Below are 23,120 nucleotides of genomic sequence, written 5' to 3' on the forward strand. Positions count from 1 at the left end.
CGCACCAGACTCACGTCGCACCGGGGACCGATCGTTCGGTCGGCCGCTACGCTCACCGGATGACCTCCCCCGCCGCCGGCACCGATCCCGCCGTCCTCGTGACCCGCGACGAGACCGACCCCTCGGTCGCGGTGGTCACGCTGAACCGGCCCGCGAAGTACAACGCGCTCACCGTCGAGCTCAAGGAGGCACTGCTCGCGGCGGCCGTGGAGGTCGCCGCGGACGAGACGGTGCGTGCGGTCGTGCTGACCGGCGCGGGGAAGGCGTTCTGCGTCGGGCAGGACCTGGGCGAGCACGCCGCAGCGCTCGACGCCGACCCGGTCGACGCCCTGGGCACCGTGCGCCGGCACTACAACCCGTTGATCCGCGCGCTCAACGAGGCACCGAAGCCGGTGGTCGCCGCGATCAACGGACCCTGTGTGGGCGCCGGTCTCGGCATCGCGCTGGCCACCGACCTGCGGATCGCCGCGGAGGGGCTGAAGTTCGCGACCGCGTTCACCGGGATCGGGCTGTCCACCGACAGCGGCCTCGCGGCGTCGCTCGCGCACGCCGTCGGCGTCTCCCGGGCGACGGAGCTGGTGCTGCTGAACGAGCAGTTCACCGCCGAGGACGCCCGCAACTGGGGCCTGGTGCGCGACGTCGTCCCGGCCGACGAGGTTCTCGGCACCGCACTGGAGCTCGCGCGCCGGCTGGCCGCCGGGCCCACCCGCGCCTACGCCGAGGTGAAGGGCGCGCTGCGCTTCGGCGCGGTCAACGAGCTCCCCGCCGTCCTGGAGTACGAGGCCGACGCCCAGGTCCGGCTGTCGACCACGCGCGACCACCAGCAGGCCGTGAGCGACTTCCTCGCGAAGAAGAAGCCCGTCTTCGAGGGCCGATGAGCTCGCCGGTCAAGCGGGCCCGGCGGCCCAGTGGCGGCCGCGACGCGCTGCTCGAGACCGCGGTCGGGGAGTTCATCGACCGCGGCTACGACGCGACGTCGATGGAGGACCTCTCGCGGGCCGCCGGGATCACGAAGTCGTCGTTCTACCACCACTTCGCGGGCAAGGAGGCACTGCTGCGCGCGGCGCTGGAACGCGCCGTCGAGGGGCTGTTCGGCGTGCTCGACCTGCCCGAGGCCCGCACCGGCTCCCCCGCCGACCGGCTTCGGGTGATCGTCGCCGCGCAGGTCGGGGTGCTGATGGCCGAGCTGCCGTACGTCACCCTGCTGCTCCGGGTGCGCGGCAACACCGAGACCGAGCGCTGGGCGCTGGAACGCCGCCGTGCGTTCGACGCGGCCGTGCGCGCCCTGGTCCGCGACGCCGTCGACGCCGGCGAGGTCCGCTCCGACGTCGACCCCGCCCTGGCCGCACGACTGCTGTCCGGCACGATCAACTCGATCGTCGAGTGGTACCGCCCCGGCCGCCCCGGGACCGCCACCCTGCCCGAGGACGTCGTCCGCGCCGCGTTCTCCGGCATCGTCCCGGCGCCGTGACCGACGTCCGGGTCCGCGTCCGCCCCGAGGTCGACGACGTCGCGCTCTCCGCGCTGCACGCCGCCGGGTTCGACGAGACCCCACGCCTGCGACGCTGGTCCGCCCAGCTCGCCGCACACAGTCTGAGCTGGCTCGACGCCCGCGACGGCGACGCGCTCGCCGGGTTCGTCAACCTCGCCTGGGACGGCGACCGTCACGCGTTCCTGCTCGACCTCGTCGTCGCCGGCGGATACCGCCGCCGCGGGATCGGCCGGGCGCTGGTCGCCGGGGCCGTGGAGCAGGCCACCGCGGCCGGCTGCACCTGGCTGCACGTGGACTTCGCCCCCCACCTGACCCCCTTCTACCGCTCCTGCGCCCTCCCTCCCACCGACGCCGGCCTCCTGCGCCTGCACGGCTGAGCAGTCGATCAGCACGTTCTCGCCCGCGACGGGACGGAAACGTGCTGATCGATCACGCGTGACCGCCTCGGGACGTCAGGCGGCGACGGACCTCGACGGCCAGGAGGTCGGGGTGGGCCAGGACCACGCGGGCCTCGGGACGGAGGATCTCCCAGCCCTGCACGGTCAGGAACGCCTGCCGTCGCAGGTCCGCCCGGGCTCGGCTGCGGTCCAGGTGGTGCTCCCCGTCGTACTCGATACCGAAGCGCTGGTCGGGATAGGCGAGATCGATCCGGAACGGGCCCACCGGGTGCTGCAGCACCGGCCGCCGGATCCCGTGGTCGTGCAGGGCGAGCCGGACCCGGGTCTCCATCGGGGACTCGGCCAGCGGGTCCGCCAGGGCGACCAGGTCCGCGAGCCGCCGGCTCCCCCGGGCGGCCGGACGGGCGGCGGCGAACGCCAGGACCTCCCCCGGTGGGTAGCCGCCGACCCTGGCCAGCGCGTCCAGCGCGATCACGGCGTCGGTCCGCCCGACCCGGCAGGCCAGGTCGAACGCGGTCCGCACCGGCGACGTCGTGACGACCGTCCGGCCCGGTAGGTAGCGGGGCCTCCGCTCACCGGGGACGGGGATCCGGACACCGGTCACGACGTCCGCGGCCGGGATGTCGCGGTGTCTCAGGACCAGTCCGGGCCGGCTGCGCCGGTGCCCGAGCGCCACCACGACCTCCACCGGGACCCCGCGCGGTGCGCAGTCCGCGCCGAGCATCTCGGCCGCGGCCCACCCGCGCAGTGCCGCCCGGCCGGTCCCGGCCCCGATCGCCCCCACGGCGACCGCCGCGCCCTCGCACCGCAGCAGGAAGGAGTCCGGGATGTGAGCGGCGACGAACACCCCGCGCACGACCGGGCGGAACCGGGGCCCCCGCAGCTGCTTGGAGGTGACCACCCCGGCGCGCACCGCCGCAGCGCCGAGGAACGGTCGCGTGAGATCCATGCCCCTTGGACCGCCTCGCCCGCCGACCGGTTCCCCGACGTCCCCGGTCCGGCACCCGCCGCCGCGCGTCGATCAGCACGTTCTCGCCCCGTGCAGGGCGGAAAGGTGCTGATCGACGTTCCCCGCGGGCCGGGGTTGCGGGATCCCCCGGTCATCCGCCACACTCGTAGCCGAACGAACATTCGGTACGGAGGTGTCCAGTGACGAGCACCGCGCCATCCCCGGCGGAGCTGGAGGAGCGGTTCGACGCGACGATCGCGGCGGACCAGCGGATCGAGCCGCGGGACTGGATGCCCGAGGCCTACCGCAGGACGTTGATCCGCCAGATCGCCCAGCACGCGCACTCGGAGATCATCGGGATGCAGCCCGAGGGCAACTGGCTGCTGCGGGCGCCGTCGCTGCGGCGCCGGGCGATCCTGCTGGCGAAGGTGCAGGACGAGGCCGGTCACGGCATGTACCTGTACGCGGCGGCCGAGACCCTCGGCGTCGACCGCGAGGAGCTCACCGAGAAGCTGATCGACTCCAAGCAGAAGTACAGCTCGATCTTCAACTACCCGACGCTGTCCTGGGCGGACATCGGCGTCATCGGGTGGCTGGTCGACGGCGCGGCGATCGCGAACCAGGTCCCGCTGTGCCGCTGCTCCTACGGGCCCTACGCCCGGGCGATGATCCGCATCTGCAAGGAGGAGTCGTTCCACCAGCGTCAGGGCTACGAGTCGCTGCTCGCCCTGACCGCGGGGACCGAGGCGCAGAAGCGCATGGTGCAGGAGTCGGTGGACCGCTGGTGGTGGCCGTCGCTGATGATGTTCGGCCCGGCCGACGGCGACTCCCCCAACACCCACCGGTCGATGGCGTGGGGCATCAAGCGCCACACCAACGACGAGCTGCGCCAGCGCTTCGTCGACATGACCGTCCCGCAGGCGGCGGTACTGGGCGTCACCCTTCCCGACCCTGACCTGCGCTGGAACCCCGAGCGGCAGGCGCACGACTTCGGCGAGCCGGACTGGTCGGAGTTCACCGCCGTGGTCTCCGGGGCGGGGCCGGCGAACCGGCAGCGGCTGGACCACCGGCGTCGCGCGCACGAGAACGGGGCGTGGGTGCGCGAGGCGGCGCAGGCCTACGCCGAGAAGCAGGCCGGGAAGCAGGGGGCACGGGCATGAACACCGAGAGCAGCGCAGGCGGAACGAGCATGACCGCCGAGGGCGGCCACGGCGCCGTCCCGACGACGGGTGTCGAGACCGGGCGGGGTGCGAAGCCGAGCCGGCGCGCCTGGCCGCTCTACGAGGTGTTCGTCCGCGGCAAGCGCGGGCTCAACCACGTCCACGTCGGGTCGCTGCACGCCGCGGACGACGAGATGGCCCTGCACAACGCCCGCGACGTCTACACCCGCCGCAACGAGGGCGTGAGCATCTGGGTGGTCCGCGCCGACGCGATCACCGCGTCCAGCCCGGACGAGAAGGACCCGTTCTTCGCCCCGAGCGGGGACAAGGTCTACCGGCACCCGACGTTCTACGCGATCCCGGAGGAGGTGCCGCACCTGTGAGCGGCTCCGTCTACGACGGCCTCACCGAGGAGGGCGACGACCCGCGCTGGGCGTTCGGGTCGGGGTTCGAGGACAGCGAGGCGGACATCGTCGCGCCGGTTCCCGCGGGCACCGATCCGGCGGACCTCGCGGAGTACTGCCTGATGCTCGGCGACGACGCGCTGGTCCTGTCCCACCGGCTGACCGAATGGGTCTCCAACGCCCCGGAGCTGGAGGAGGAGGTCGCGCTCGCCAACACCGCGCTCGACCTGCTCGGCCAGGCCCGGGTGCTGCTGTCGCGCGCCGGGCACCTGACCGGCCGCGACGAGGACGCGCTGGCCTACTGGCGCGAGGTGTCGGAGTTCCGCTGCGTCGGGCTCGTCGAGCCGTCCGACGACCTGGACTTCGCCCGCGCCATCGCCCGGCTGCTGGTGTTCTCCACCTGGCGGCTCGCGCTGCTGCACCGGCTCACGGACTCCGCCGACCCGGTGGTCGCCGCCGTCGCCGCGAAGGGGGTCAAGGAGGTCACCTACCACCGTGACCACGCCGCGCGGTGGACGCTGCGCCTCGGCGACGGCACGCCGGAGTCGCACCGGCGCATGCAGGACGCGCTGGAGTGGGTGTGGCCGCACCTCGGCGAGCTGTTCCGCACCACCGACACCGAGCGACGCCTGGTCGCAGCCGGTGTCGCCGTCGACCCGGCGGACACCCGCGAGGAGGTCGACGCCGTGCTCGCGCAGGTGATCGGGCGCGCCACGCTGACCGTGCCGCAGCTCCCGCCCACCGGCACGGTCGGGGGCCGCGGCGGCCGCCAGGGCGTGCACACCGAGAAGCTGGAGCCCGCGCTCGTCGTGCTGCAGAGCCTCGCGCGCCGGCACCCCGGGGCGTCGTGGTGAGCGGGGCGGGCACGGTCGTCGCGCAGGTCGTCGACCCCGAGATGCCGATGCTCACCCTCGACGACCTCGGCGTGATCCGCTCGGTGTCCGAACAGGACGACCGCGTGACGGTCACGATCACCCCGACCTACTCCGGGTGCCCGGCGATCGAGGAGATGCGCGCGGACATCCGCGGCGCGCTCACCGCGGCCGGGTACGCGCGCGTCGAGGTGCGGACGGTGTTCTCCCCCGCCTGGAGCACGGACTGGATCAGCGAGGCCGGGCGGCGCAAGCTCGCCGAGGCCGGCGTCGCGCCCCCCGGGAGCGCCCCGCGGACGGACGGACCGATCCCGCTGACGTTGGACGCGCCGTCGACGGTCGTGCCCTGCCCGCAGTGCGGGTCCCGGGCGACCGAGGAGCTGTCGCGCTTCGGCCCGACCGCGTGCACCGCGCTGCGGCGGTGCACCACCTGCCGGGAGCCGTTCGAGCACATGAAGGAGATCTGAGGGTGTGTGAGCATCGCAGCGAGCCCCGGCGAGCGAGGAGCGGAGCGCGCCCGGTGATCGACCGGACCGGCGAGGAGATCCGATGAGCGAGCGGCGCGCGGCGGCGTGGCAGGCCCGGGCCAACCAGGCGTACGGCCGGACGACGCTCGCCCTGGACGACGAGATCGAGGCCCTGCTGGCCGAGGACGACGCGCTGCCCGCCGGCTTCCACCGGCTCGTGGTGACCGAGGTCGACCGGTTGTGCGACGACGCCGTGGCCGTCACCTTCGACGTCCCCGAGGACCTGCGCGGGCACTACGACTTCCGGCCCGGCCAGTACCTGACACTGCGGAAGGTCACCGCCGACGGCGAGGAGCGCCGGTCGTACTCGATCTGCTCCGCCGCCGGGACCGCACCGCGGGTGGGGGTGCGCCGGGTCGACGGCGGCCTGTTCTCCGCCTGGCTGGTCGACGAGGTGACCCCGGGCGACGTCGTCGAGGTCGGCCCGCCGGCCGGGTCGTTCACCCCGGAGCTGACCGCGGGCACGCACCACGGCCTCGTCGCCGCCGGGTCCGGGATCACCCCGGTGCTGTCGATCGCGGCGTCGCTGCTGGCCGCGCACGACGACACCCGCGTCACCCTCGTCTACGGCAACCGGCGGACCGACACGGTGATGTTCACCGAGGAGATCGCCGACCTGAAGAACCGCTACGGCCCGCGGCTGCACCTGCTGCACGTGCTCTCGCGCGAGCCCACCGAGGCCGAGATCGTCAACGGCAGGCTGGACGCCGACCGGCTGCGGCTGCTGTTCACCGCACTGGTCGACACCGGCGACGTCGACGACTGGTGGCTGTGCGGCCCGCTCGGCATGACCGAGGCCGCGGTCGCGGTGCTCGGCGAGCTGGGCGTCGAGCGGCGCCGGGTGCACCGCGAGCTGTTCTACGTCGACGAGCCGCCGCCGGAGCTCGACCGCCACGAGCCCGGGCCGGACGGCGACGGCTCCCAGGTCACGGTCGTCCTCGACGGACGGTCGACGACGCTGGCCGTCCCGGCGGGCGAGTACGTGCTCGACGCCGCCCAGAAGGTCCGCGGCGACCTGCCGTTCGCCTGCAAGGGCGGGGTGTGCGGGACGTGCCGCGCGAAGGTGACCGACGGCGAGGTGACCATGCGGCGCAACTACGCACTGGAGGACGACGAGGTCGCCGCCGGGTTCGTCCTCACCTGCCAGTCCCGCCCGGTGACCGACACCGCCACGGTCGACTACGACGCCTGATACTGGCGGGCATGACCACGTCGCGTCGCGGCCACCCGGTGGGACCGACCGGGTCGGTCGTGGTGCGCGCGCTCGGCCTGCTCGACGCGTTCGGCCCCGACCGGCCCGCGCTGTCGCTCAGCGACCTCGCCCGGCACGCCGACGTCCCGTTGTCGACCGCGCACCGGCTCGTCGCCGACCTGGCGGCGTGGGGCGCGCTGGAACGTGACGACGAGGGCCGCTACCGGATCGGGCTGCGCGTCTGGGAGCTCGGCGCGCTCGCCCCGCGCGGGCAGGCACTGCGCGAGACGGCGCTGCCGTTCCTGGAGGACCTGTCCCGGGTCACCCGGGAGAACGTGCAGCTCGCGGTGCGCGAGGGCGCCGAGGTGGTGTTCGTCGAGCGGCTCGCGGGGTCCGGCGCGGTCCCGGTGCAGACCCGGGTCGGGGGGCGTTTCGCGCTCACCGCGACCGGGGTCGGGCTGGTGCTGCTCGCGCACTCGCCGCCGGAGCTGCAGGACGAGGTCCTGGGCGCGCGGATCGAGCGCTACACCCCGTTCACGGTGACCGACGCGCAGCGGATGCGCCGCATGCTCGCCGACGTCCGCCGCGACGGCCACTCGGTCAGCGACCGGCAGGTCACCGACGACGCGCTGTCGGTCGGCGCCCCCGTCTCCGACGCCCGTGGCCAGGTCGTCGCGGCCGTCTCGCTCGTCGTGCGGCACGGCAGCGTGTCCGCCCGCGCGCTCGCCCCGCTGGTGCGCACCACCGCCGCCGGGATCAGCCGCGCGCTCAGCACCTCCACGCGCTGAAACCCTTCCATTATCCGGAAGGAACGTACGGCGCGGCCCCCGTCGCCCCGCATCCTCGCTGCACCACCACGACCGCGCGGAGACGACGGAGTCCCACCATGCGCCCACCCCCCGCGGCGGACACCGTCCGCCGCCTGCTCGACGACGCACCGATGTCCCGGTACCAGTGGGGCGCGGTCGCGGCGTGCGTCCTGCTCAACGTCCTCGACGGCTTCGACGTGCTGGTCATGGCCTTCACGGGCCGCTCGGTCGCCACCGAGTGGGGCCTGTCCGGCAGCCAGCTCGGCCTGCTCCTGTCCGCGGGCCTGGTCGGCATGGCCGCCGGTTCGGTCCTCATCGGACCGTGGGCCGACCGCGTCGGGCGGCGGCCGATCGTGCTGGGCTGCCTGGTCGTGGCGGGCCTCGCCATGCTGGGCTCGGCCGCGGCGCAGTCCCCCGGCCAGCTCGGCGCGCTGCGGCTGATCACCGGGCTCGGCGTCGGCGGCATCCTCGCCACCAGCAACGTCGTCGCCGCGGAGTACGCCTCGGCCCGCTGGCGGGGGCTCGCGGTCAGCCTGAACTCCACCGGTTACGCGATCGGGGCCGTCCTCGGCGGCGTGCTCGCGGCCACGCTGATCGGGCAGTTCGGCTGGCGGTCGGTGTTCCTCGCCGGGGGCCTGGCGACCCTGGCCGCGGTCCCGCTGGTCTGGTGGCGGCTGCCGGAGTCCCTGGACTTCCTGCTCGTGCGCCGCCCGGCCGGGGCGCTGGAGCGGGTCAACGCGCTGCTGGCGCGGATGGGGCACGCGGCGCTGCCCGGCCTCCCCGACGGCGCTCCGGTGCGGACCGGCGTCGCCGCGGGGTACGGGGCGCTGCTGCGCCCGGCGCTGCGCCGCACCACGGTGCTGCTCTGGATCAGCTTCTTCTGCGTGATGGCCGGGTTCTACTTCGTCACCAGCTGGACGCCGACCCTGCTGGTCGAGGCCGGGCTCTCCCCGGACGCGGGCATCGCCGGCGGCACCCTGCTCAACGTCGGCGGCATCTTCGGTGCCGCCGGGCTCGGCCTGCTCGCCGCCCGGTTCGCGCTGCGGCACGTGCTCGCCGGATACCTGCTGGCCACCGCGGTGCTGCTGGCCGTGTTCATCGCCAGCACCTCCTCGCTCGCGGTGGCGTTCGTCGTCGCCGCGCTGGTCGGGCTGTTCGTCAACGGCTGCGTCGCCGGGCTGTACGCGATGGCACCGACCTCCTACGGCGCCGACGTGCGCACCACCGGCGTCGGCACCGCGCTCGCGGTCGGCCGGTCCGGGGCGATCCTCGCGCCGACCCTGGCCGGGGCGCTGCTCGACGGTGGCGCGACCCCGCAGTCGCTCTACCTGCTCTTCGCGGCCGTGTTCGTCGGCGCGGCCGCCCTCGTCCTGCTGCTCCGCCGATCCGACACCCCCACCACCCAGGGAGTCCCCGCATGAGCTCGATCCCCCGCGACCAGTGGTACGTCGCCGCCTACTCCGCCGAGATCGGCCGCGAGCTGTTCGGCCGCACGATCTGCGACGAGCCGATCCTGTTCTGGCGCACCGAGGCCGGCCAGGTCACCGCGCACGCCGACCGCTGCGTGCACCGCCGGTTCCCGCTGTCCCAGGCCCCGAGCCGGCTCGTCGGCGACACCGTCGTCTGCGGCTACCACGGCTTCACCTACGGCGCGGACGGGAAGTGCGTGGCGGTGCCGGGGCAGAACCGGGTGCCGCGCACGGCCCGGCTGGCGGCCTACCCCGTCGTCGAGCAGGACTCGCTGATCTGGGTCTGGATCGGGGACCCGGAGCGCGCCGACCCGCTGCGCATCCCCCGCGCGACCTACCTCGACGACGCCGCGTGGACCACGGTGCGCGGGATGGAGCCGCTGGCCGCACGGTTCTCGCTGCTGGTGGACAACCTGCTCGACCTGTCGCACGAGACCTACCTGCACGGCGGCTACATCGGCACCCCGGAGGTCGCCGCCACCCCGATCTCCACCGAGGTCGACGAGGACGCCGGCGTCGTCTACGTCTCGCGGCACATGGCCGACGCCGAGTGCCCCCCGTTCTACGAGCGCTCCACCGGTCTGTCCGGGCGGATCTCGCGCTGGCAGGACATCGAGTACACCCCGCCGTGCCTGTACAAGCTGCACTCCCGGATCGCGCCGGTCGGCTCGGTCCCGCACGCCGACGGCTCCGACCCGGACGCCTTCCACGTGGAGGTCGTCTACGCGATCACCCCGGAGACCGAGCACTCCACACACGACTTCTGGATGGTCGCGCGCGACTTCGCCCTCGCCGACGTCGAGGTCTCGGCGTTCCTCGCCGAGCAGAACCGCACCGTCGTGCTGCAGGACGTCGAGGCGCTCGACGTGCTGGAGAAGGTGATCGCGACCGAGCCGGCGGGCTACCAGGAGCTGTCGGTCAACATCGACACCGGCGGGCTCGCCGCGCGCCGGATGCTCGCCCGGATGGCCGGCGCGGCACCGGCGGTCCCGTCCCCGGCGCCCGCCCGGTGAGCGCGATCCCCGAGGCCCCGCCCGTCCTGCACGGGCACCGTGTCCAGCGCATCCACTGGGTGCTGGGCACCGACCTGCTGCGCGCGGTGTGCCACTGCGGCGCCGAACGCGTCTTCGACGACCCGGTGCCGCTGTGGGACTGGCTGCTGGGCTGCCCCGTGGACCACGAGACCTGGAGTACGTCGTGACCGACCCCGAGCTGCACCTGGTGGTGGAGAAGAAGGAGCTCCTCGCCGACGACGTCGTGCTGCTGACCCTGCGCGACCCGTCCGGCGCCGAGCTCCCGGAGTGGACGCCCGGTGCGCATCTCGACCTCGTCCTGACCGCGGACCTCGTCCGGCAGTACTCGCTGTGCGGGGACCCGGGCGAGCGCTCGGTCTACCGGGTCGCGGTGCTGCGCGAACCCGCCGGGCGGGGCGGCTCGGCGCACGTGCACGACGTCGTCGCCGAGGGCGACACGGTGCTCGTCCGCGGGCCGCGCAACCGGTTCGCACTCGTCGACGCCCCGGGCTACGTGTTCGTCGCCGGCGGGATCGGCATCACCCCGCTGGTCCCGATGATCGCGGCGGCGCACGCCGCGGGCGCGGACTGGCGGCTCGTCCACGGGGGGCGCAGCCGGGCGTCGATGGCGTTCACCGAGCTCGCCGGGCGTCACCCCGACCGGGTGACCCTGGTGCCGCAGGACGAGGCCGGGCTGCTCGACGTCGCCGGGATCCTGGCCGCGGCCGCCGGGCGGCCCGTGTACTGCTGCGGGCCGGAGGGGCTGCTCGCCGCCGTCGAGGCCGAGGGGGAGCGTCTCGGCGTGCCGGTGCACGTCGAGCGGTTCTCCGCCCGGCCCGGCGCGCTCGACGGCCCGGACGAGGCGTTCGAGGTGGAGCTGTCGGGGTCGGGGACGGTCGTCGCCGTCCCGGCGGGCTGCTCGATCCTCGACGCCCTGGAGGGCGCGGGGATCGCGACGCTGTCCTCGTGCCGGGAGGGGACCTGCGGGACCTGCGAGACCGGGGTGCTGGCCGGCGAGCCGGACCACCGGGACTCGCTGCTCACCGAGGAGGAGCAGGCGTCGAACGAGGTGATGATGCTGTGCGTGTCGCGCTCCCGGTCGCCGCGGCTGGTGCTCGAGCTCTGACGACGCCGCGCCCGGTGGGCGACACTGGGCGCATGGGATTCCTCGACGGTGTCATGGGCAACGCCTCCCGCATCGACCCCGCGGCGGCGGCCCAGGAGTTCGGCAGGCTGCTGGCGCCCGGTGAGCAGGTCCAGGCGGCCTACCAGCTGATCAGGGACTCGTTCCTGTTCACCGACCGCAGGCTGATCCTCGTCGACAAGCAGGGGGTGACCGGGCGCAAGGTCGAGTACCACTCGGTGCCCTACCGCGCGATCACCCACTTCTCGGTGGAGACCGCGGGCACCTTCGACCTCGACGCGGAGCTGAAGATCTGGCTGTCCGGATCGTCGGTGCCCCTGCAGAAGCAGTTCGGCAAGGGCGTCGACGTCTACGAGGTGCAGGCGCTGCTGAGCACCTACGTCATGCGCTGACCCCGGCCCGTAGGGTCGGGGTGTGTTCGTCAAGGTGTGCGGTCTGCGGACCCCCGGTGACGTCGACGCGGCAGTGGCCGCCGGCGCCGACGCGGTCGGGTTCGTCGTGTACCCGCCGAGCCCCCGCCACGTCGACCCGGCCGACCTCGGCGCGCTCGTCGCCCGGGTGCCGGACGGTGTGCGGTCGGTGGTCGTGGTCGCCGACCTGCCCGCCGACCGGGCCGCGGCGGTGACCGCCGACGCCGGCGCCGACGCGCTGCAGCTGCACGGCCGCTACACCCGCGACGACTTCACCGTGGCCGCCCGCGCGCCGATCACCCTCTGGCGGGCGACCTCGCTGGCCCACGACCCGGACCTCACCGTGGGCCTGTACGGCGAGGACGTGCTGCTGCTCGACTCCCCCGTCGCCGGGTCCGGCGAGCGCTGGGACGCCGAGGCGCTCGACCCGAGGCCGGCCGGGAGATGGCTGCTCGCCGGCGGGCTGGACCCCGGCACCGTCGGCGAGGCCGTGCGCCGGGTCCGTCCCTGGGGTGTCGACGTCTCCAGCGGCGTCGAGTCGTCCCGCGGCGTGAAGGACCACGCCCGCGTCCGCGACTTCGTCGCCGCCGCCCGCGCCGCGGGCTGAGGACCGCGCGGCCGATCCGATCAGCACGTCTCCGCCCCACCGGGGGCCGGAACGTGCTGATCGACGTGACGTGACCGCGTGGCCGGGCGGGCATCCTGCGGCGGTGGCACCCGAGAGATGCATGATCTCGCTGGATCATGCATTATTCTGGTGATCAGGCACCGTCTCGACGTCGAGGAGCCGTCATGGCCGCGGGCGCACTGCAGGGCAAGGTCGCGATCGTCACCGGGGGTGCGTCCGGCATCGGCCGGGCCACCGCCGGGCGGTTCGTCGAACAGGGGGCGTCGGTCGTCGTCGCCGACCTGGACGGGGAGGCGGCGGAGCGCGCCGCCGCCGAGCTCGGCGAGCAGGCGGTCGGGCTCCGGGTCGACGTCACCGACGCCGAGGCGAACGCCGCCGCCGTCGAGCGGGCCGAGGCCGTGTTCGGCCGGCTGGACCTGCTGTCCTGCAACGCCGGGCTCACCGGATTCCCCGTCCCCGCGCTCGACGCCGACCCCGAGGAGTTCTCGGCGATCTTCGACGTCAACGTGAAGGGCGTCTGGCTCGGTGTGCGGGCCGCGGTGCCCGCGATGCGGCGCACCGGCGGCGGCGCGATCACGATCACCGGCTCGGTGATGGGCGAGCGGACCCGTCCCGGGTTCGGCGCCTACGCCTCGTCCAAGGCCGCCGCCAACCACCTCGCCCGCACCCTGGCCCTGGAGCTCGCGCCCGACATCCGGGTCAACTGCCTGGCCCCGGTCGCCACCGACACCCCGATGCTGCCGAAGTTCCTCGGTACCGAGGACCCCGAGGCCGCCCGCGAGCGCTTCGTCGCGGGCATCCCGCTGGCCCGGCTCGCGGACGCGGGCGACGTCGCCGACGCCGCGGTGTTCCTCGCCTCCGACGCCGCCGCGTTCCTGACCGGCGTCGTCCTGCCCGTCGACGGCGGGCGGAGCATCTGATGGCGCTCCCCCTGGACGGGCTGCTCGTCGTGTCCTGCGAGCAGGCCGTCGCCGCCCCGCTGGCGACCCGGCACCTCGCCGACCTCGGCGCTCGCGTCATCAAGATCGAACGCGAGGGCCCGGGCGACTTCGCCCGCGACTACGACGAGACCGTCCACGGCATGTCCAGCCACTTCGTGTGGCTGAACCGGTCCAAGGAGTCGGTCACCCTCGACCTCAAGTCCGACGACGGCCGCGCCACGATGCTGCGGCTGCTGGACCGGGCCGACGTGTTCGTGCAGAACTTCGCCCCGGGCGCCGCCGAGCGGCTCGGGCTCGGTGCCGCGGCGCTGCGCGAGCGGTACCCGCGGCTGGTGACCTGCTCGATCTCCGGCTACGGCTCGTCCGGCCCGTACCGCGACGCCAAGGCCTACGACCTGCTCATCCAGTCCGAGGCCGGGCTGGTCTCGATCACCGGCACCCAGGACGCGCCCGCGAAGAGCGGCATCCCGGCCGCCGACATCGGCGCCGGCATGTACGCCTTCTCCGGCATCCTGTCCGCGCTCTACGAGCGGGAACGCACCGGGCGGAGCACCGACCTGGAGGTCAGCCTGTTCGACTCGCTGGTGGAGTGGATGGGCTACCCGCTCTACTACGCCGGCTACGGCGGCACCGCCCCGCAGCGGACCGGCACCAGCCACGCCGCGATCGCCCCGTACGGCACCTTCTCCGCCGGGGACGGCACCGACGTCGTCCTGTCGATCCAGAACGAACGCGAGTGGGCGACGTTCTGCGACGTCGTGCTCCGCCGCCCGGAGGTCGCGACCGACCCGCGGTTCGCGAGCGGCCGGGCCCGGGTGGAGAACCGGCCCGACCTGCACGCCGAGATCGACACCGTGTTCACGGGCCTGACCGGCGACGAGCTCGTCGCGCGGCTGGTCCAGGCGCGGATCGCGCACGCCCGGCAGCGCGAGGTCGGTGAGGTGCTGGAGCACCCGCAGCTCGCCGCGCGCGACCGGTGGACCGAGGTCGGCAGCCCGGTCGGGCCGCTGCGCGCTCTGCAGCCGCCGATCACCGTCGCCGGGCGGACCGCGCGGATGGACCCCGTCCCGGCCGTCGGCGAGCACACCGACGCCGTCCTCGCCTGGCTCGACGAGCGGTGAGCACCAAGCGGGACCGGATCGTCGACGAGCTGCGCCGCGACATCCTCGGCGGCGGCCTCGCCCGCGGGACGCCGCTGCGCCAGGACGAGCTGGCCCGCCGCTTCGGCGCGTCCATCACCCCGGTCCGCGAGGCGCTGAGCCTGCTGTCCGCGGAGGGGCTGGTCGTCGCCGAGCACCACCGCGGGGTGCGGGTCGCCGGCGTCGACGTGGACCGGGTGACCGCCACCTACGTGGTGCGCCGGCTCACCGAGGCCCACGCGGTCCGCCGCGCGACGCCGCGGGTCTCGCGGCACGACCTCGCCCGGGTCCGCGCCGTCCTCGACCGCCCCGCCGACGACCCGGCCGCCGCCCGCGAGCGGAACCGCGAGTTCCACTTCCTGCTCTACGACCGGTGCGGCGTGCCCGCGCTGCCGGAGCGGATCGCCGCGCTGTGGCAGGCGTTCCCGTGGGACCTGACCCTGCACGACGACGACCGCGCCGCCGCCTCGGCCGCCGAGCACCGGGCGATCCTCGACGCGGTGACCGACGGCGACGCCGACCGGGCCGCCGCCGCGACCGAGGCGCACGTGGCGGGCGGGTTCGCCTCGTTGCTCCGCGCGCTCGGCGGGGCGCGGGCCGGGGATCCGTTCGACGACTAGGGTCGCGCGGATGGACTGGGTACGGCACGCGATCTGGTGGCACGTGTACCCGCTGGGGTTCACCGGGGCCCACCCCGACCGCGGCGACGGCGCGGACCACTCGCTGCGGCGGATCGTCGGCTGGCTCGACCACGCCGTCGCGCTGGGGGCGAACGGGCTGCTGCTCGGCCCGGTGTTCGCCTCGGCCACCCACGGCTACGACACCACCGACCACCTGCGGATCGACCCGCGCCTGGGCTCGGACGCCGACTTCGACGCGCTCGTCGCCGAGGCGAAGGGGCGCGGCCTGCGGATCCTCCTCGACGGCGTGTTCAACCACGTCGGCCCCGAGCACCCGCGGCTGCTCGCCGCCCGCGCCGACCCCGGCGGGCCGGACGACGCCTGGTTCCGGCACACCGACGACGGCGAGATCGCCGTCTTCGAGGGCCACCCCGGCCTGCACACCCTCGACCACGACAACCCCGCCGTCCGCGACCACGTCGCCGACGTGCTGTGCCACTGGCTCGACCGCGGCGCCGACGGGTGGCGGCTCGACGCCGCCTACACCGTCCCCGACGACTTCTGGGCCGACGTGCTCCCCCGCGTCCGCGAGCGCCACCCGGATGCCTGGTTCCTCGGCGAGGTCATCCACGGCGAGCACGACGCGGTCACCGCCGCCACCACGATCGACGCGCTCACCCAGTACGAGCTGTGGAAGGCGATCTGGTCGAGCCTGAACGACGGCAACCCGCACGAGCTGGCGTGGGCGCTGCAGCGCCACGACCGGTTCGTCGCCGCCGCGGTGCCGAACACCTTCGTCGGCAACCACGACGTCACCCGGCTCGCGTCGCAGCTGCACGACCGCCGCCACATCGAGCTCGCCGTCGCCGTGCTGTGCACGGTCGGCGGCACGCCGTCGGTGTACGCCGGCGACGAGCTCGGCCTGACCGGGGTCAAGGAGGAGCGGGCCGGCGGCGACGACGCGGTCCGCCCCGAGTTCCCCGCCGACGGGTCCCTCCCCTCCGGCGCCGACCCGCACGTCCTGGCCGTGCACCAGGAGCTGATCGGCCTGCGCAGGCGCCACCCCTGGCTGTACGACGCGCGGACCGAGGTGGCCGAGGCCACCGACGACCGGCTCGTCTACGTCTGCCACGGCGACGGTGGCGCGCTGCGGGTCACCCTCGACTACGCCGCGGGCACCTGGGACGTCCAGGACGCCTGACCCGACCTCGGCAACAGGTGGATCACGGTTGATCCTTCCGGCCGAGCGGCCCGCCACTCGCAGCACCGCGACGGCCGGTGGTCGCGGACCGGCCCCACGCGGACAACCCGATCCGTACGGTCGATCACGGAACGGTCACGGTCCTGATCCCCAGCAGGACCCGCGCGCCCCGCTCCCCAGGCACCCGGGCGCAGCCGTCTCCGACGAGGAAGGACGCCCTGCGTGCCGAGGAACATCCCCGGCTCCGTGGCGGCCCGGCGCTCCCCGAGCCGGACCGACCCGAGCCGACCCCTGCCGTCGACGACCGTCGTCACCCGTGACGTCGACCCGGAGCGGGGCGGGAGGCACCGCCGCGCGGGGCGGGCCCGCACCCTGCAGGCACTCACCTCCGCGCTCGCCGGTGGCGGCCTCGTCGCCGCGCACGCCGCGACGGGCGGTGGGCTCCCCCGGGTCGACGACCTCGCGTTGCAGGCGTTCAGCACCCCGGCCGCGGACGCCTCGCTCGCCGACGCGGTCCCGGCCACGCCGACGGCGCACGCCGGCGCGGCCCGGTCGCTGGCCGAGCCGCCGCCCCCGGTCGACGTCGACGCGATCGTCGGCGCCGCGGACGGTGCGGTCGGCTCCGCGGTGAAGGCCCGCGACGAGGCGCGCGAGCGCGCCCGTGCCGCCGCGCGCGAGGCACGGGAGGCGGCCGCCCGCGCCGCCGACTCCGCGCGGTCCTCGGCCGGGACCTCCGGCGCCCCCTCGGGTGGCGGCCCGACCGGGTCCACCACGTGTGCCCTGGGCACCGCGGGCATGGAGGGCGTCGCCGCGAACGTGGCGACGGCCGGGGAGAAGCTGCGCTGCCTGTTCGGCGTCGACTCCGTGCTGGGCATCGGCAGCCGCGGCAACGCCTCCGACCACCCCAGCGGCAAGGCCCTGGACTTCATGGTCGACAAGGCGACGGGCGACCGGCTCGCCGCCTACGCCCAGCAGAACCGGGACGACCTCGGGATCTCCTACATCATCTGGCAGCAGCGCATCGACACCGGCAGCGGCTGGAAGGCCCAGGAGGACCGGGGCGGGGCGACGGCGAACCACATGGACCACGTGCACATCTCGTTCACCTGACGTCGCGACGACGATCGCCGCGTCCGAGGGGTCCGGTGCCGTTCCCGGCACCGGACCCCTCAGCCGTGACGATCTCCGCTCAGCCCAGCAGCGTCCGCATCTCCGCGATCTCCGCCTGCTGGGCGTCGACGATCTGCTGCGCCAGCTCCCGCGCCCGCGGGTCCACCCCGGCGTCGAGCTCGGCGCGGGCCATGGTCACCGCCCCCTCGTGGTGGGCGATCATCATCTGGAGGAACGACCGGTCGAAGGCGGCGCCGGACGCGCGCCCCAGAGCGGCCATCTGCTCGTCGGACATCATCCCGGCCATCCCGGCCATGTCGCCGTGACCGCCGTGGTGGTCCGCGGCGGGCGCGGCGCCCCAGTCGGCCAGGAACCCCTGGAGCCGGCCGATCTCCGGGCCCTGGGCCGCCTCGATCCGGGCGGCGAGGTCGCGCACCCGGGCTCCGGCGCGGCCGTCGGCGAGCCGCGCCATCGCGACCGCCTGCTCGTGGTGCGGGATCATGCCCTGGGCGAAGGCGACGTCGGCGCTGCTCGACGAGGCCGCGGGCGGGGCGGACGCTCCCCCGCCGGCACAGCCGGTCAGGACGAGGGCGGCGGCCAGTGCCGTGGCGGCGAGCGCCACGTTCGTGCGTGTCATGTGTCGGTACTCCCGTGTCGTGGGTGCTCGGCGGCTCCGGCGCTCTCCCGCGCCGGAGGCCGGTCACGTCCGCGACACGCAGAGCAGCGCGAGCCGCCGCGGGACCGGGGGCGGACGGGCCGCCGGTGCCGTCCGCGGACTCCCCGGACCGGCCGGCCCCCGCGACGACGGCAGCGGCGCGACCCCGGCCAGCAGCACCGCCGCGGCCAGGACGACCCCGGCCGCGAGCACGGCCAGGCACAGGTGCAGCAGGTGCGACGCCCCGTCGTGGGGCACGCCGTGCGGGTCGGGATGCGCGGCCCCCGGTTCCCCGGCGGGCGCGACCCCGTGCGGGCCGGGATGCGACGGCCCCGGGGAGTCGTGGAGCGTGCCCCCGTGCGTGACGACGGGTGCGGCGGCGGGAGCGTGGTGTACACCGGAGGACACGGGCGGCGCCGCGAGCGCGTGCATCCCCAGCAGCCCGAGCAGCACCGGCAGCACGAGCACGAGCAGCCGGGTCCGGTCCGTCACACCCCGCACGCTACCGCCACGGTGGATACCGTTACCCCCTAGGGGTATGGTGACGGTGGACCCCGAGGAGGACGCGATGCCCGGCTACGCCGACACCAAGGACGCGCACGTCAAGCGGATGCGCCGGATCGAGGGCCAGGTCCGCGGCATCACCAGGATGATCGAGTCCGACAAGTACTGCATCGACGTGCTGACCCAGGTCGCCGCGGTCAACAAGGCCCTCGAGGCCGTCGCGCTGGGCCTGCTCGACGAACACCTGAAGCACTGCGTCGCCGACGCCGCCACCGAGGGTGGCCCCGTCGCCGAGGAGAAGATCCGGGAGGCCAGCGCGGCGATCGCCCGGCTGGTCCGGTCCTGAACCCCGATGTTCCCCAACCCCGAACGGGAGAGAGCACGATGAGCACCGCCAGCTACACCGTCACCGGCATGACCTGCCAGCACTGCGTCGCCTCGGTCACCGAGGAGATCAGCGAGATCGCCGGCGTCACCGACGTGGCCGTCGACCTGCCGACCGGCGCCGTCACCGTCACCAGCGACGACGAGATCTCCCCCGACGCCGTCCGTGACGCCGTGCACGAGGCGGGTTACCAGCTCGTCTGAGCACCCCCTGACCACCCACCCGGCGCGGGTCGCCACCGCCACCCGCGCCGGGTCACCCCCGGAGGACCGACCATGAGCGACACGTCCCCGGCCCACGGACCCGTCACCGCCCTGCCCCGCGCAGCCGCGACCGGGACCGTCGCCGAGAACGGCGCGGGCAGCACCGTCACCGAGATCGAGCTCGCCGTCGGCGGCATGACCTGTGCGTCCTGCGCCAACCGCATCGAGCGCAAGCTCAACAAGCTCGACGGCGTCACCGCCACCGTCAACTACGCCACCGAGAAGGCGCGGATCAGCGCCCCGGGCGGCGTCGGGCTCGACACCCTGCTCGGGACCGTCGAGGCCGCCGGCTACACCGCCACCCCGCCGAGCGCCGGAGCCGACGAGGATCCCGAGCGCGACCTGCGCGACCTGCGGAACCGGCTCATCGGCGCCGCCGTGCTGTCGGTGCCGGTCGTCGTCCTCGCGATGACGCCCGCGTGGCAGTTCGTCGGCTGGCAGTGGGTGTCGCTGCTGCTGACGCTGCCGGTCTGGGGCTGGGCGGGCGCGCCGTTCCACCGCGCCGCCTGGACGAACCTGCGCCACGGCGCCGCCACGATGGACACCCTCGTCTCGATGGGGACGACGGCCGCGCTCGCCTGGTCGCTCTACGCGCTGTTCCTCGGCACCGCCGGGATGCCCGGCATGGTGCACCCCTTCGAGCTGACGATCTCGCGCACCGACGGCAGCGGGAACATCTACCTGGAGGTCGTCGCCGCGGTCGTCACGTTCGTGCTGGCCGGGCGCTACGTCGAGCTCCGCTCCCGGCGCCGGGCCGGTGCCGCGCTGCGCGCGCTGCTGCAGATGGGCGCGAAGGACGTGACGGTGCTCCGCGACGGCGCCGAGGTGCGCGTCGCCGTCGACGACCTCGCCGTGGGCGAGGAGTTCGTCGTGCGCCCCGGGGAGAAGGTCGCCACCGACGGCGAGGTCGTCGACGGCCGCTCGGCGGTCGACGTCTCGATGCTGACCGGTGAGTCGGTGCCGGTCGAGGTCCGGGCCGGGGACACCGTCGTCGGCGGGTGCGTGAACTCCGGCGGGCGGCTCGTCGTGCGCGCGACCCGGGTCGGCTCGGACACCGCGCTCGCCCAGATGGCGCGGCTGGTCGAGGAGGCGCAGAACGGCAAGGCCGAGGTGCAGCGCCTGGCCGACCGGATCTCCGCGGTGTTCGTGCCCGTCGTCGCCGTGATCGCCGCCGCGACGCTGCTGGTCTGGATCCTCACCGGCGCCCTCGCCTCGACGGCGTTCACCGCCGCCGTCGCCGTACTGATCATCGCCTGTCCCTGCGCGCTCGGGCTGGCCACACCGACCGCGCTGCTGGTCGGCACCGGGCGCGGCGCCCAGACCGGCATCCTGATCAAGGGCCCCGAGATCCTGGAGTCCACCCGGCGGGTCGACACCGTCGTGCTCGACAAGACCGGCACCGTCACCACCGGGACCATGGCGCTGACCGGCGTGCACACCGCCGACGGCACCGACGAGGCGACCGTGCTGCGCCTCGCCGGGGCCCTCGAGAGCGCCTCGGAGCACCCGGTGGCCGCCGCGATCGCCGGTGCGGCGACCGAGCGGGTCGGTGACCTACCGGCCGTCACGGACTTCACCAACCACGAGGGCCTCGGCGTGCAGGGCGTCGTCGACGGCCACGCCGTGCTCGTCGGCCGTCCGCGGCTGCTGGAGCAGTGGTCGGTCCCGCTGCCCGACGACCTCGCCGCGGTCGCCGCGGACGAGTCCGCGCGGGGCCGTACGACGGTCGCCGTCGCGTGGGACGGGGCCGCCCGTGCCGTGTTCGTCGTCGCCGACACCGTGAAGCCGACGTCGGCCGAGGCGATCGCGGAGTTCCGCAGGCTCGGGCTGCGCCCGGTGCTGCTCACCGGGGACAACCGGGCCGTCGCCGAGACCGTGGCCCGTGAGGTCGGCATCGAGCCCGGCCCGGACAGCGTCATCGCCGACGTGCTCCCCGCGGACAAGCTCGCCGTGGTGGAGCGGCTCCAGGAGCAGGGCCGGGTCGTCGCGATGGTCGGCGACGGGGTGAACGACGCGGCCGCGCTCGCCCGGGCCGACCTGGGCCTGGCCATGGGCACCGGCACCGACGTGGCGATCGAGGCGTCGGACATCACCCTGGTCCGGGGTGACCTGCGGGCCGCGGCCGACGCCGTCCGGCTCTCCCGGCGCACCCTGGGCACGATCCGGGGCAACCTGTTCTGGGCCTTCGCCTACAACACGGCCGCGATCCCGCTGGCCGCGTTCGGACTGCTCAACCCGATGATCGCGGGGGCGGCGATGGCGTTCAGCTCGGTGTGCGTGGTGCTCAACAGCCTGCGGCTGCGCCGGTTCCGCCCGCTGGCGGACTGACCCCTGCCCGGCGTCGTCGGCGCGGAACTCCGACGACGCCCCCCGACAGGTCGTCGGCGCTCGTCGGCGCTCGTCGTACGTGCGCGGTGATCGGAGTGGTGTTGGGGGCGGCCCCGCCGGCTGCAGGATCTCAACCGACAGGACCTGGGCCGGCGTACGCCCCGGGTACGAGCGCCGACATGGACCTGACGTACCCCGTCGGCGGCCGCCCACACGTCACCGTTCCGCCGGATGCAGATCCGGGCTGCGGTCGGCCGGTCCGGCGTGCAGGTGGTCCAGGCAACGCCGCAGGTGCAGCACGATCCCCGACGCGGCGAGGCTGTCCTCCCAGCCCGCGCGCTGGGAGTCGAGCCGGTCGGTGACCCGGTCCAGTGCGTCCCGGGCGGCGGCCAGGTGGCGGCGGTGCCCGTCGAGCCCGGCGGGTGCGGGGCCGCGGGTCAGGTGCGCGAGCTCCGCCGACCGGATCGCGGTGGCCAGGCCGCCCATCGCCTCCGCGACCGGGGTGCGCAGCGCGGGGTCGAGGACGAGCACGGTGCGCTCGGCCCACGCCGTCTGGGCCAGGACCGTGCTGATGTCGCGGACGAGCACCGCGAGCTGTTCCAGGGTCTGCGCGGCCTCGTAGAGCTGCTGGCCGCGCGCCCGGTAGGCACGAGCCCGCAGGTTGGCCCGCCGCCCGGCGTCGGCGGAACGGACCGCCTCCCGGGTCGCGTCGATCAGGGGCTCGAAGTGGTGGCGGTGGCGTGTCCACTCCTCGCGCTCCGGCGGCCACTGCTCGGCCAGGACCTCGGCCATCTCCTGCAGGTGGTCGGCGATGCCGTCACGCAGCCGCGCCACCACGCGGTGCGCGCGGGCGTTCTGCGGCGGGGGCGGCAGGACCAGGGTGACCGCGACCCCCACGAGCACCCCCAGCAGGGTCTGCCCCAGGTAGCCGGCCATGAACCCGGACGGGTCGGTGGCTCCGATGAGGATGGTGAACAACGCCGCGGTCGGGATCAGGTCCCGGGCGGTGGCCAGCACGGGGACGGCACCCGCCGCGATCCCGGCCAGCACAGCCGCGGCCACCGCCCACCACTGCGCGCCGCCCAGGTGCAGGGCGGCGGCGCCGAGACCGACACCGAGCCCGGTGGCGAGCACGGCGTGCAGGCTCTGGCGCAGCGAGTCGAAGACGGTCGGGTAGCAGACGAGCAGGGCACCGAGCGGTGCGTAGTAGGGGTACTGGCCGAGCACACCGGGGACGAGGGTGGCGAGGTACCAGGCCGCGCCGGCTGCGGCGCCGGCCCGCCACGCCAGTCGCATGCGGTGGCGCAGCCCCTCGGTGAACGGGGAGGCCGGGGAGTTCGGGTGGTGCGGGATCAACGACGGCTCCGTCGGTCGTGCAGGTGATACGGGAAGCGGGGCCGGCTGTTCGACCGCGGAGGAGCCCTGGCCACCCGACGGCCGCGGAGAACGCGGTGGAGTCCGGGGTGGCGCCGTGCGCACACGGGCGCGGGCCGCCGGAGGACTACCC

At 74.8% G+C, this 23,120-nt stretch carries 27 protein-coding genes; 23 read left to right on the forward strand and 4 right to left on the reverse strand.

Annotation, left to right across the window (positions count from 1 at the left end; translation table 11 throughout):
• Positions 1-59 precede the first annotated feature (59 nt).
• From ND486_RS23560 to ND486_RS23570, 3 genes are read left to right on the forward strand one after another with little or no spacing between them, the layout of a single operon-like run.
• Entirely contained in the window at positions 60-878 is an 819-nt protein-coding gene (locus tag ND486_RS23560) for an enoyl-CoA hydratase/isomerase family protein (RefSeq protein WP_251786640.1), read from the forward strand.
• Positions 875-1,471 (forward strand): TetR/AcrR family transcriptional regulator, encoded by a 597-nt coding sequence (locus tag ND486_RS23565; RefSeq protein ID WP_062396736.1) that lies wholly within the window; start codon positions 875-877, stop codon positions 1,469-1,471. The genes ND486_RS23560 and ND486_RS23565 overlap by 4 nt, the downstream gene beginning before the upstream one ends.
• Complete coding sequence (locus ND486_RS23570; RefSeq protein WP_251786641.1) at positions 1,468-1,869, forward strand: GNAT family N-acetyltransferase; 402 nt, start codon at positions 1,468-1,470, stop codon at positions 1,867-1,869. The genes ND486_RS23565 and ND486_RS23570 overlap by 4 nt, the downstream gene beginning before the upstream one ends.
• A 52-nt stretch (positions 1,870-1,921) precedes the next feature.
• Here ND486_RS23570 and ND486_RS23575 read toward each other — a convergent pair whose 3' ends face one another.
• Positions 1,922-2,839 carry an endonuclease domain-containing protein gene (locus ND486_RS23575; RefSeq protein WP_251786642.1) on the reverse strand — a complete coding sequence of 306 codons (918 nt, stop codon included), beginning with the start codon at positions 2,837-2,839 and terminating at the stop codon, positions 1,922-1,924.
• Positions 2,840-3,039: 200 nt separating this feature from the next.
• Between ND486_RS23575 and paaA the strand changes: the two genes are divergently transcribed.
• The 17 genes from paaA (at position 3,040) to ND486_RS23660 (ending at position 17,478) form a co-directional block, all read left to right on the forward strand.
• On the forward strand, positions 3,040-3,999 hold the full coding sequence (paaA, locus tag ND486_RS23580; protein ID WP_208820999.1) for a 1,2-phenylacetyl-CoA epoxidase subunit PaaA: 960 nt from the start codon (positions 3,040-3,042) through the stop codon (positions 3,997-3,999).
• Entirely contained in the window at positions 3,996-4,382 is a 387-nt protein-coding gene (paaB, locus tag ND486_RS23585; protein ID WP_251786643.1) for a 1,2-phenylacetyl-CoA epoxidase subunit PaaB, read from the forward strand. The genes paaA and paaB overlap by 4 nt, the downstream gene beginning before the upstream one ends.
• Complete coding sequence (paaC, locus tag ND486_RS23590; protein ID WP_251786644.1) at positions 4,379-5,257, forward strand: 1,2-phenylacetyl-CoA epoxidase subunit PaaC; 879 nt, start codon at positions 4,379-4,381, stop codon at positions 5,255-5,257. The genes paaB and paaC overlap by 4 nt, the downstream gene beginning before the upstream one ends.
• Entirely contained in the window at positions 5,254-5,742 is a 489-nt protein-coding gene (paaD, locus tag ND486_RS23595; protein ID WP_224401779.1) for a 1,2-phenylacetyl-CoA epoxidase subunit PaaD, read from the forward strand. Before paaC ends, paaD begins: the two co-directional genes overlap by 4 nt.
• 82 nt (positions 5,743-5,824) lie before the next feature.
• Entirely contained in the window at positions 5,825-6,994 is a 1,170-nt protein-coding gene (paaE, locus tag ND486_RS23600; protein WP_251786645.1) for a 1,2-phenylacetyl-CoA epoxidase subunit PaaE, read from the forward strand.
• A gap of 11 nt (positions 6,995-7,005) precedes the next feature.
• Positions 7,006-7,782, forward strand: coding sequence for an IclR family transcriptional regulator (locus ND486_RS23605; RefSeq protein WP_251786646.1), 777 nt, complete (start codon positions 7,006-7,008; stop codon positions 7,780-7,782).
• Between the two features lie 98 nt (positions 7,783-7,880).
• The gene (locus ND486_RS23610) at positions 7,881-9,224 is read left to right on the forward strand and encodes an MFS transporter (RefSeq protein WP_251786647.1); all 1,344 of its coding nucleotides are present in this window, start codon (positions 7,881-7,883) and stop codon (positions 9,222-9,224) included.
• Positions 9,221-10,285 (forward strand): aromatic ring-hydroxylating dioxygenase subunit alpha, encoded by a 1,065-nt coding sequence (locus ND486_RS23615; protein WP_178373008.1) that lies wholly within the window; start codon positions 9,221-9,223, stop codon positions 10,283-10,285. Before ND486_RS23610 ends, ND486_RS23615 begins: the two co-directional genes overlap by 4 nt.
• Positions 10,282-10,473: a hypothetical protein gene (locus tag ND486_RS23620; protein WP_073577386.1), complete on the forward strand. Its 192-nt coding sequence runs from the start codon at positions 10,282-10,284 to the stop codon at positions 10,471-10,473. The genes ND486_RS23615 and ND486_RS23620 overlap by 4 nt, the downstream gene beginning before the upstream one ends.
• Positions 10,470-11,411: a PDR/VanB family oxidoreductase gene (locus tag ND486_RS23625; protein WP_251786648.1), complete on the forward strand. Its 942-nt coding sequence runs from the start codon at positions 10,470-10,472 to the stop codon at positions 11,409-11,411. Before ND486_RS23620 ends, ND486_RS23625 begins: the two co-directional genes overlap by 4 nt.
• A gap of 32 nt (positions 11,412-11,443) precedes the next feature.
• A complete protein-coding gene (locus ND486_RS23630) occupies positions 11,444-11,821 on the forward strand; it encodes a PH domain-containing protein (RefSeq protein ID WP_224393096.1) in 378 nt (125 codons plus the stop codon).
• Positions 11,822-11,843: 22 nt separating this feature from the next.
• Entirely contained in the window at positions 11,844-12,446 is a 603-nt protein-coding gene (locus ND486_RS23635) for a phosphoribosylanthranilate isomerase (protein ID WP_251786649.1), read from the forward strand.
• Between the two features lie 185 nt (positions 12,447-12,631).
• Entirely contained in the window at positions 12,632-13,387 is a 756-nt protein-coding gene (locus ND486_RS23640) for an SDR family oxidoreductase (protein WP_251786650.1), read from the forward strand.
• A complete protein-coding gene (locus ND486_RS23645; RefSeq protein WP_251786651.1) occupies positions 13,387-14,529 on the forward strand; it encodes a CaiB/BaiF CoA-transferase family protein in 1,143 nt (380 codons plus the stop codon). Before ND486_RS23640 ends, ND486_RS23645 begins: the two co-directional genes overlap by 1 nt.
• Complete coding sequence (locus ND486_RS23650; RefSeq protein ID WP_251786652.1) at positions 14,526-15,167, forward strand: GntR family transcriptional regulator; 642 nt, start codon at positions 14,526-14,528, stop codon at positions 15,165-15,167. Before ND486_RS23645 ends, ND486_RS23650 begins: the two co-directional genes overlap by 4 nt.
• Positions 15,168-15,177: 10 nt before the next feature.
• Positions 15,178-16,368 carry an alpha-amylase family glycosyl hydrolase gene (locus ND486_RS23655; RefSeq protein ID WP_251786653.1) on the forward strand — a complete coding sequence of 397 codons (1,191 nt, stop codon included), beginning with the start codon at positions 15,178-15,180 and terminating at the stop codon, positions 16,366-16,368.
• 222 nt (positions 16,369-16,590) lie between these two features.
• Entirely contained in the window at positions 16,591-17,478 is an 888-nt protein-coding gene (locus ND486_RS23660; RefSeq protein ID WP_251786654.1) for a hypothetical protein, read from the forward strand.
• A gap of 79 nt (positions 17,479-17,557) precedes the next feature.
• Here ND486_RS23660 and ND486_RS23665 read toward each other — a convergent pair whose 3' ends face one another.
• Positions 17,558-18,115 (reverse strand): DUF305 domain-containing protein, encoded by a 558-nt coding sequence (locus ND486_RS23665; RefSeq protein ID WP_251786655.1) that lies wholly within the window; start codon positions 18,113-18,115, stop codon positions 17,558-17,560.
• Positions 18,116-18,178: 63 nt separating this feature from the next.
• Entirely contained in the window at positions 18,179-18,625 is a 447-nt protein-coding gene (locus tag ND486_RS23670) for a DUF6153 family protein (RefSeq protein ID WP_251786656.1), read from the reverse strand.
• A 76-nt stretch (positions 18,626-18,701) separates the two neighbouring features.
• Between ND486_RS23670 and ND486_RS23675 the strand changes: the two genes are divergently transcribed.
• From ND486_RS23675 to ND486_RS23685, 3 genes are all read left to right on the forward strand, one after another.
• Positions 18,702-18,983 (forward strand): metal-sensitive transcriptional regulator, encoded by a 282-nt coding sequence (locus tag ND486_RS23675; protein WP_226350647.1) that lies wholly within the window; start codon positions 18,702-18,704, stop codon positions 18,981-18,983.
• A gap of 38 nt (positions 18,984-19,021) precedes the next feature.
• The gene (locus tag ND486_RS23680) at positions 19,022-19,225 is read left to right on the forward strand and encodes a heavy-metal-associated domain-containing protein (RefSeq protein ID WP_208821024.1); all 204 of its coding nucleotides are present in this window, start codon (positions 19,022-19,024) and stop codon (positions 19,223-19,225) included.
• A gap of 195 nt (positions 19,226-19,420) precedes the next feature.
• Positions 19,421-21,613, forward strand: coding sequence for a cation-translocating P-type ATPase (locus ND486_RS23685; protein WP_251786690.1), 2,193 nt, complete (start codon positions 19,421-19,423; stop codon positions 21,611-21,613).
• Positions 21,614-21,829: 216 nt separating this feature from the next.
• Here ND486_RS23685 and ND486_RS23690 read toward each other — a convergent pair whose 3' ends face one another.
• On the reverse strand, positions 21,830-22,969 hold the full coding sequence (locus ND486_RS23690) for an FUSC family protein (RefSeq protein WP_251786657.1): 1,140 nt from the start codon (positions 22,967-22,969) through the stop codon (positions 21,830-21,832).
• Positions 22,970-23,120 lie beyond the last annotated feature (151 nt).

This window comes from Pseudonocardia sp. DR1-2 (genome assembly GCF_023717215.1).
In the GTDB taxonomy this organism is placed as follows: Bacteria; Actinomycetota; Actinomycetes; order Mycobacteriales; family Pseudonocardiaceae; genus Pseudonocardia; species Pseudonocardia alni.

What these genes read in the sequence shown, in the direction of transcription:
- ND486_RS23560 (WP_251786640.1), top strand. Translation starts at nt 60, where the DNA reads ATGACCTCCCCCGCCGCCGGCACCGATCCCGCCGTCCTCGTGACCCGC.
- ND486_RS23565 (WP_062396736.1), top strand. Translation starts at nt 875, where the DNA reads ATGAGCTCGCCGGTCAAGCGGGCCCGGCGGCCCAGTGGCGGCCGCGAC.
- ND486_RS23575 (WP_251786642.1), bottom strand. Translation starts at nt 2,839, where the DNA reads ATGGATCTCACGCGACCGTTCCTCGGCGCTGCGGCGGTGCGCGCCGGG.
- paaB (WP_251786643.1), top strand. Translation starts at nt 3,996, where the DNA reads ATGAACACCGAGAGCAGCGCAGGCGGAACGAGCATGACCGCCGAGGGC.
- paaE (WP_251786645.1), top strand. Translation starts at nt 5,825, where the DNA reads ATGAGCGAGCGGCGCGCGGCGGCGTGGCAGGCCCGGGCCAACCAGGCG.
- ND486_RS23605 (WP_251786646.1), top strand. Translation starts at nt 7,006, where the DNA reads ATGACCACGTCGCGTCGCGGCCACCCGGTGGGACCGACCGGGTCGGTC.
- ND486_RS23610 (WP_251786647.1), top strand. Translation starts at nt 7,881, where the DNA reads ATGCGCCCACCCCCCGCGGCGGACACCGTCCGCCGCCTGCTCGACGAC.
- ND486_RS23615 (WP_178373008.1), top strand. Translation starts at nt 9,221, where the DNA reads ATGAGCTCGATCCCCCGCGACCAGTGGTACGTCGCCGCCTACTCCGCC.
- ND486_RS23630 (WP_224393096.1), top strand. Translation starts at nt 11,444, where the DNA reads ATGGGATTCCTCGACGGTGTCATGGGCAACGCCTCCCGCATCGACCCC.
- ND486_RS23640 (WP_251786650.1), top strand. Translation starts at nt 12,632, where the DNA reads ATGGCCGCGGGCGCACTGCAGGGCAAGGTCGCGATCGTCACCGGGGGT.
- ND486_RS23645 (WP_251786651.1), top strand. Translation starts at nt 13,387, where the DNA reads ATGGCGCTCCCCCTGGACGGGCTGCTCGTCGTGTCCTGCGAGCAGGCC.
- ND486_RS23655 (WP_251786653.1), top strand. Translation starts at nt 15,178, where the DNA reads ATGGACTGGGTACGGCACGCGATCTGGTGGCACGTGTACCCGCTGGGG.
- ND486_RS23665 (WP_251786655.1), bottom strand. Translation starts at nt 18,115, where the DNA reads ATGACACGCACGAACGTGGCGCTCGCCGCCACGGCACTGGCCGCCGCC.
- ND486_RS23675 (WP_226350647.1), top strand. Translation starts at nt 18,702, where the DNA reads ATGCCCGGCTACGCCGACACCAAGGACGCGCACGTCAAGCGGATGCGC.
- ND486_RS23680 (WP_208821024.1), top strand. Translation starts at nt 19,022, where the DNA reads ATGAGCACCGCCAGCTACACCGTCACCGGCATGACCTGCCAGCACTGC.
- ND486_RS23685 (WP_251786690.1), top strand. Translation starts at nt 19,421, where the DNA reads ATGACCTGTGCGTCCTGCGCCAACCGCATCGAGCGCAAGCTCAACAAG.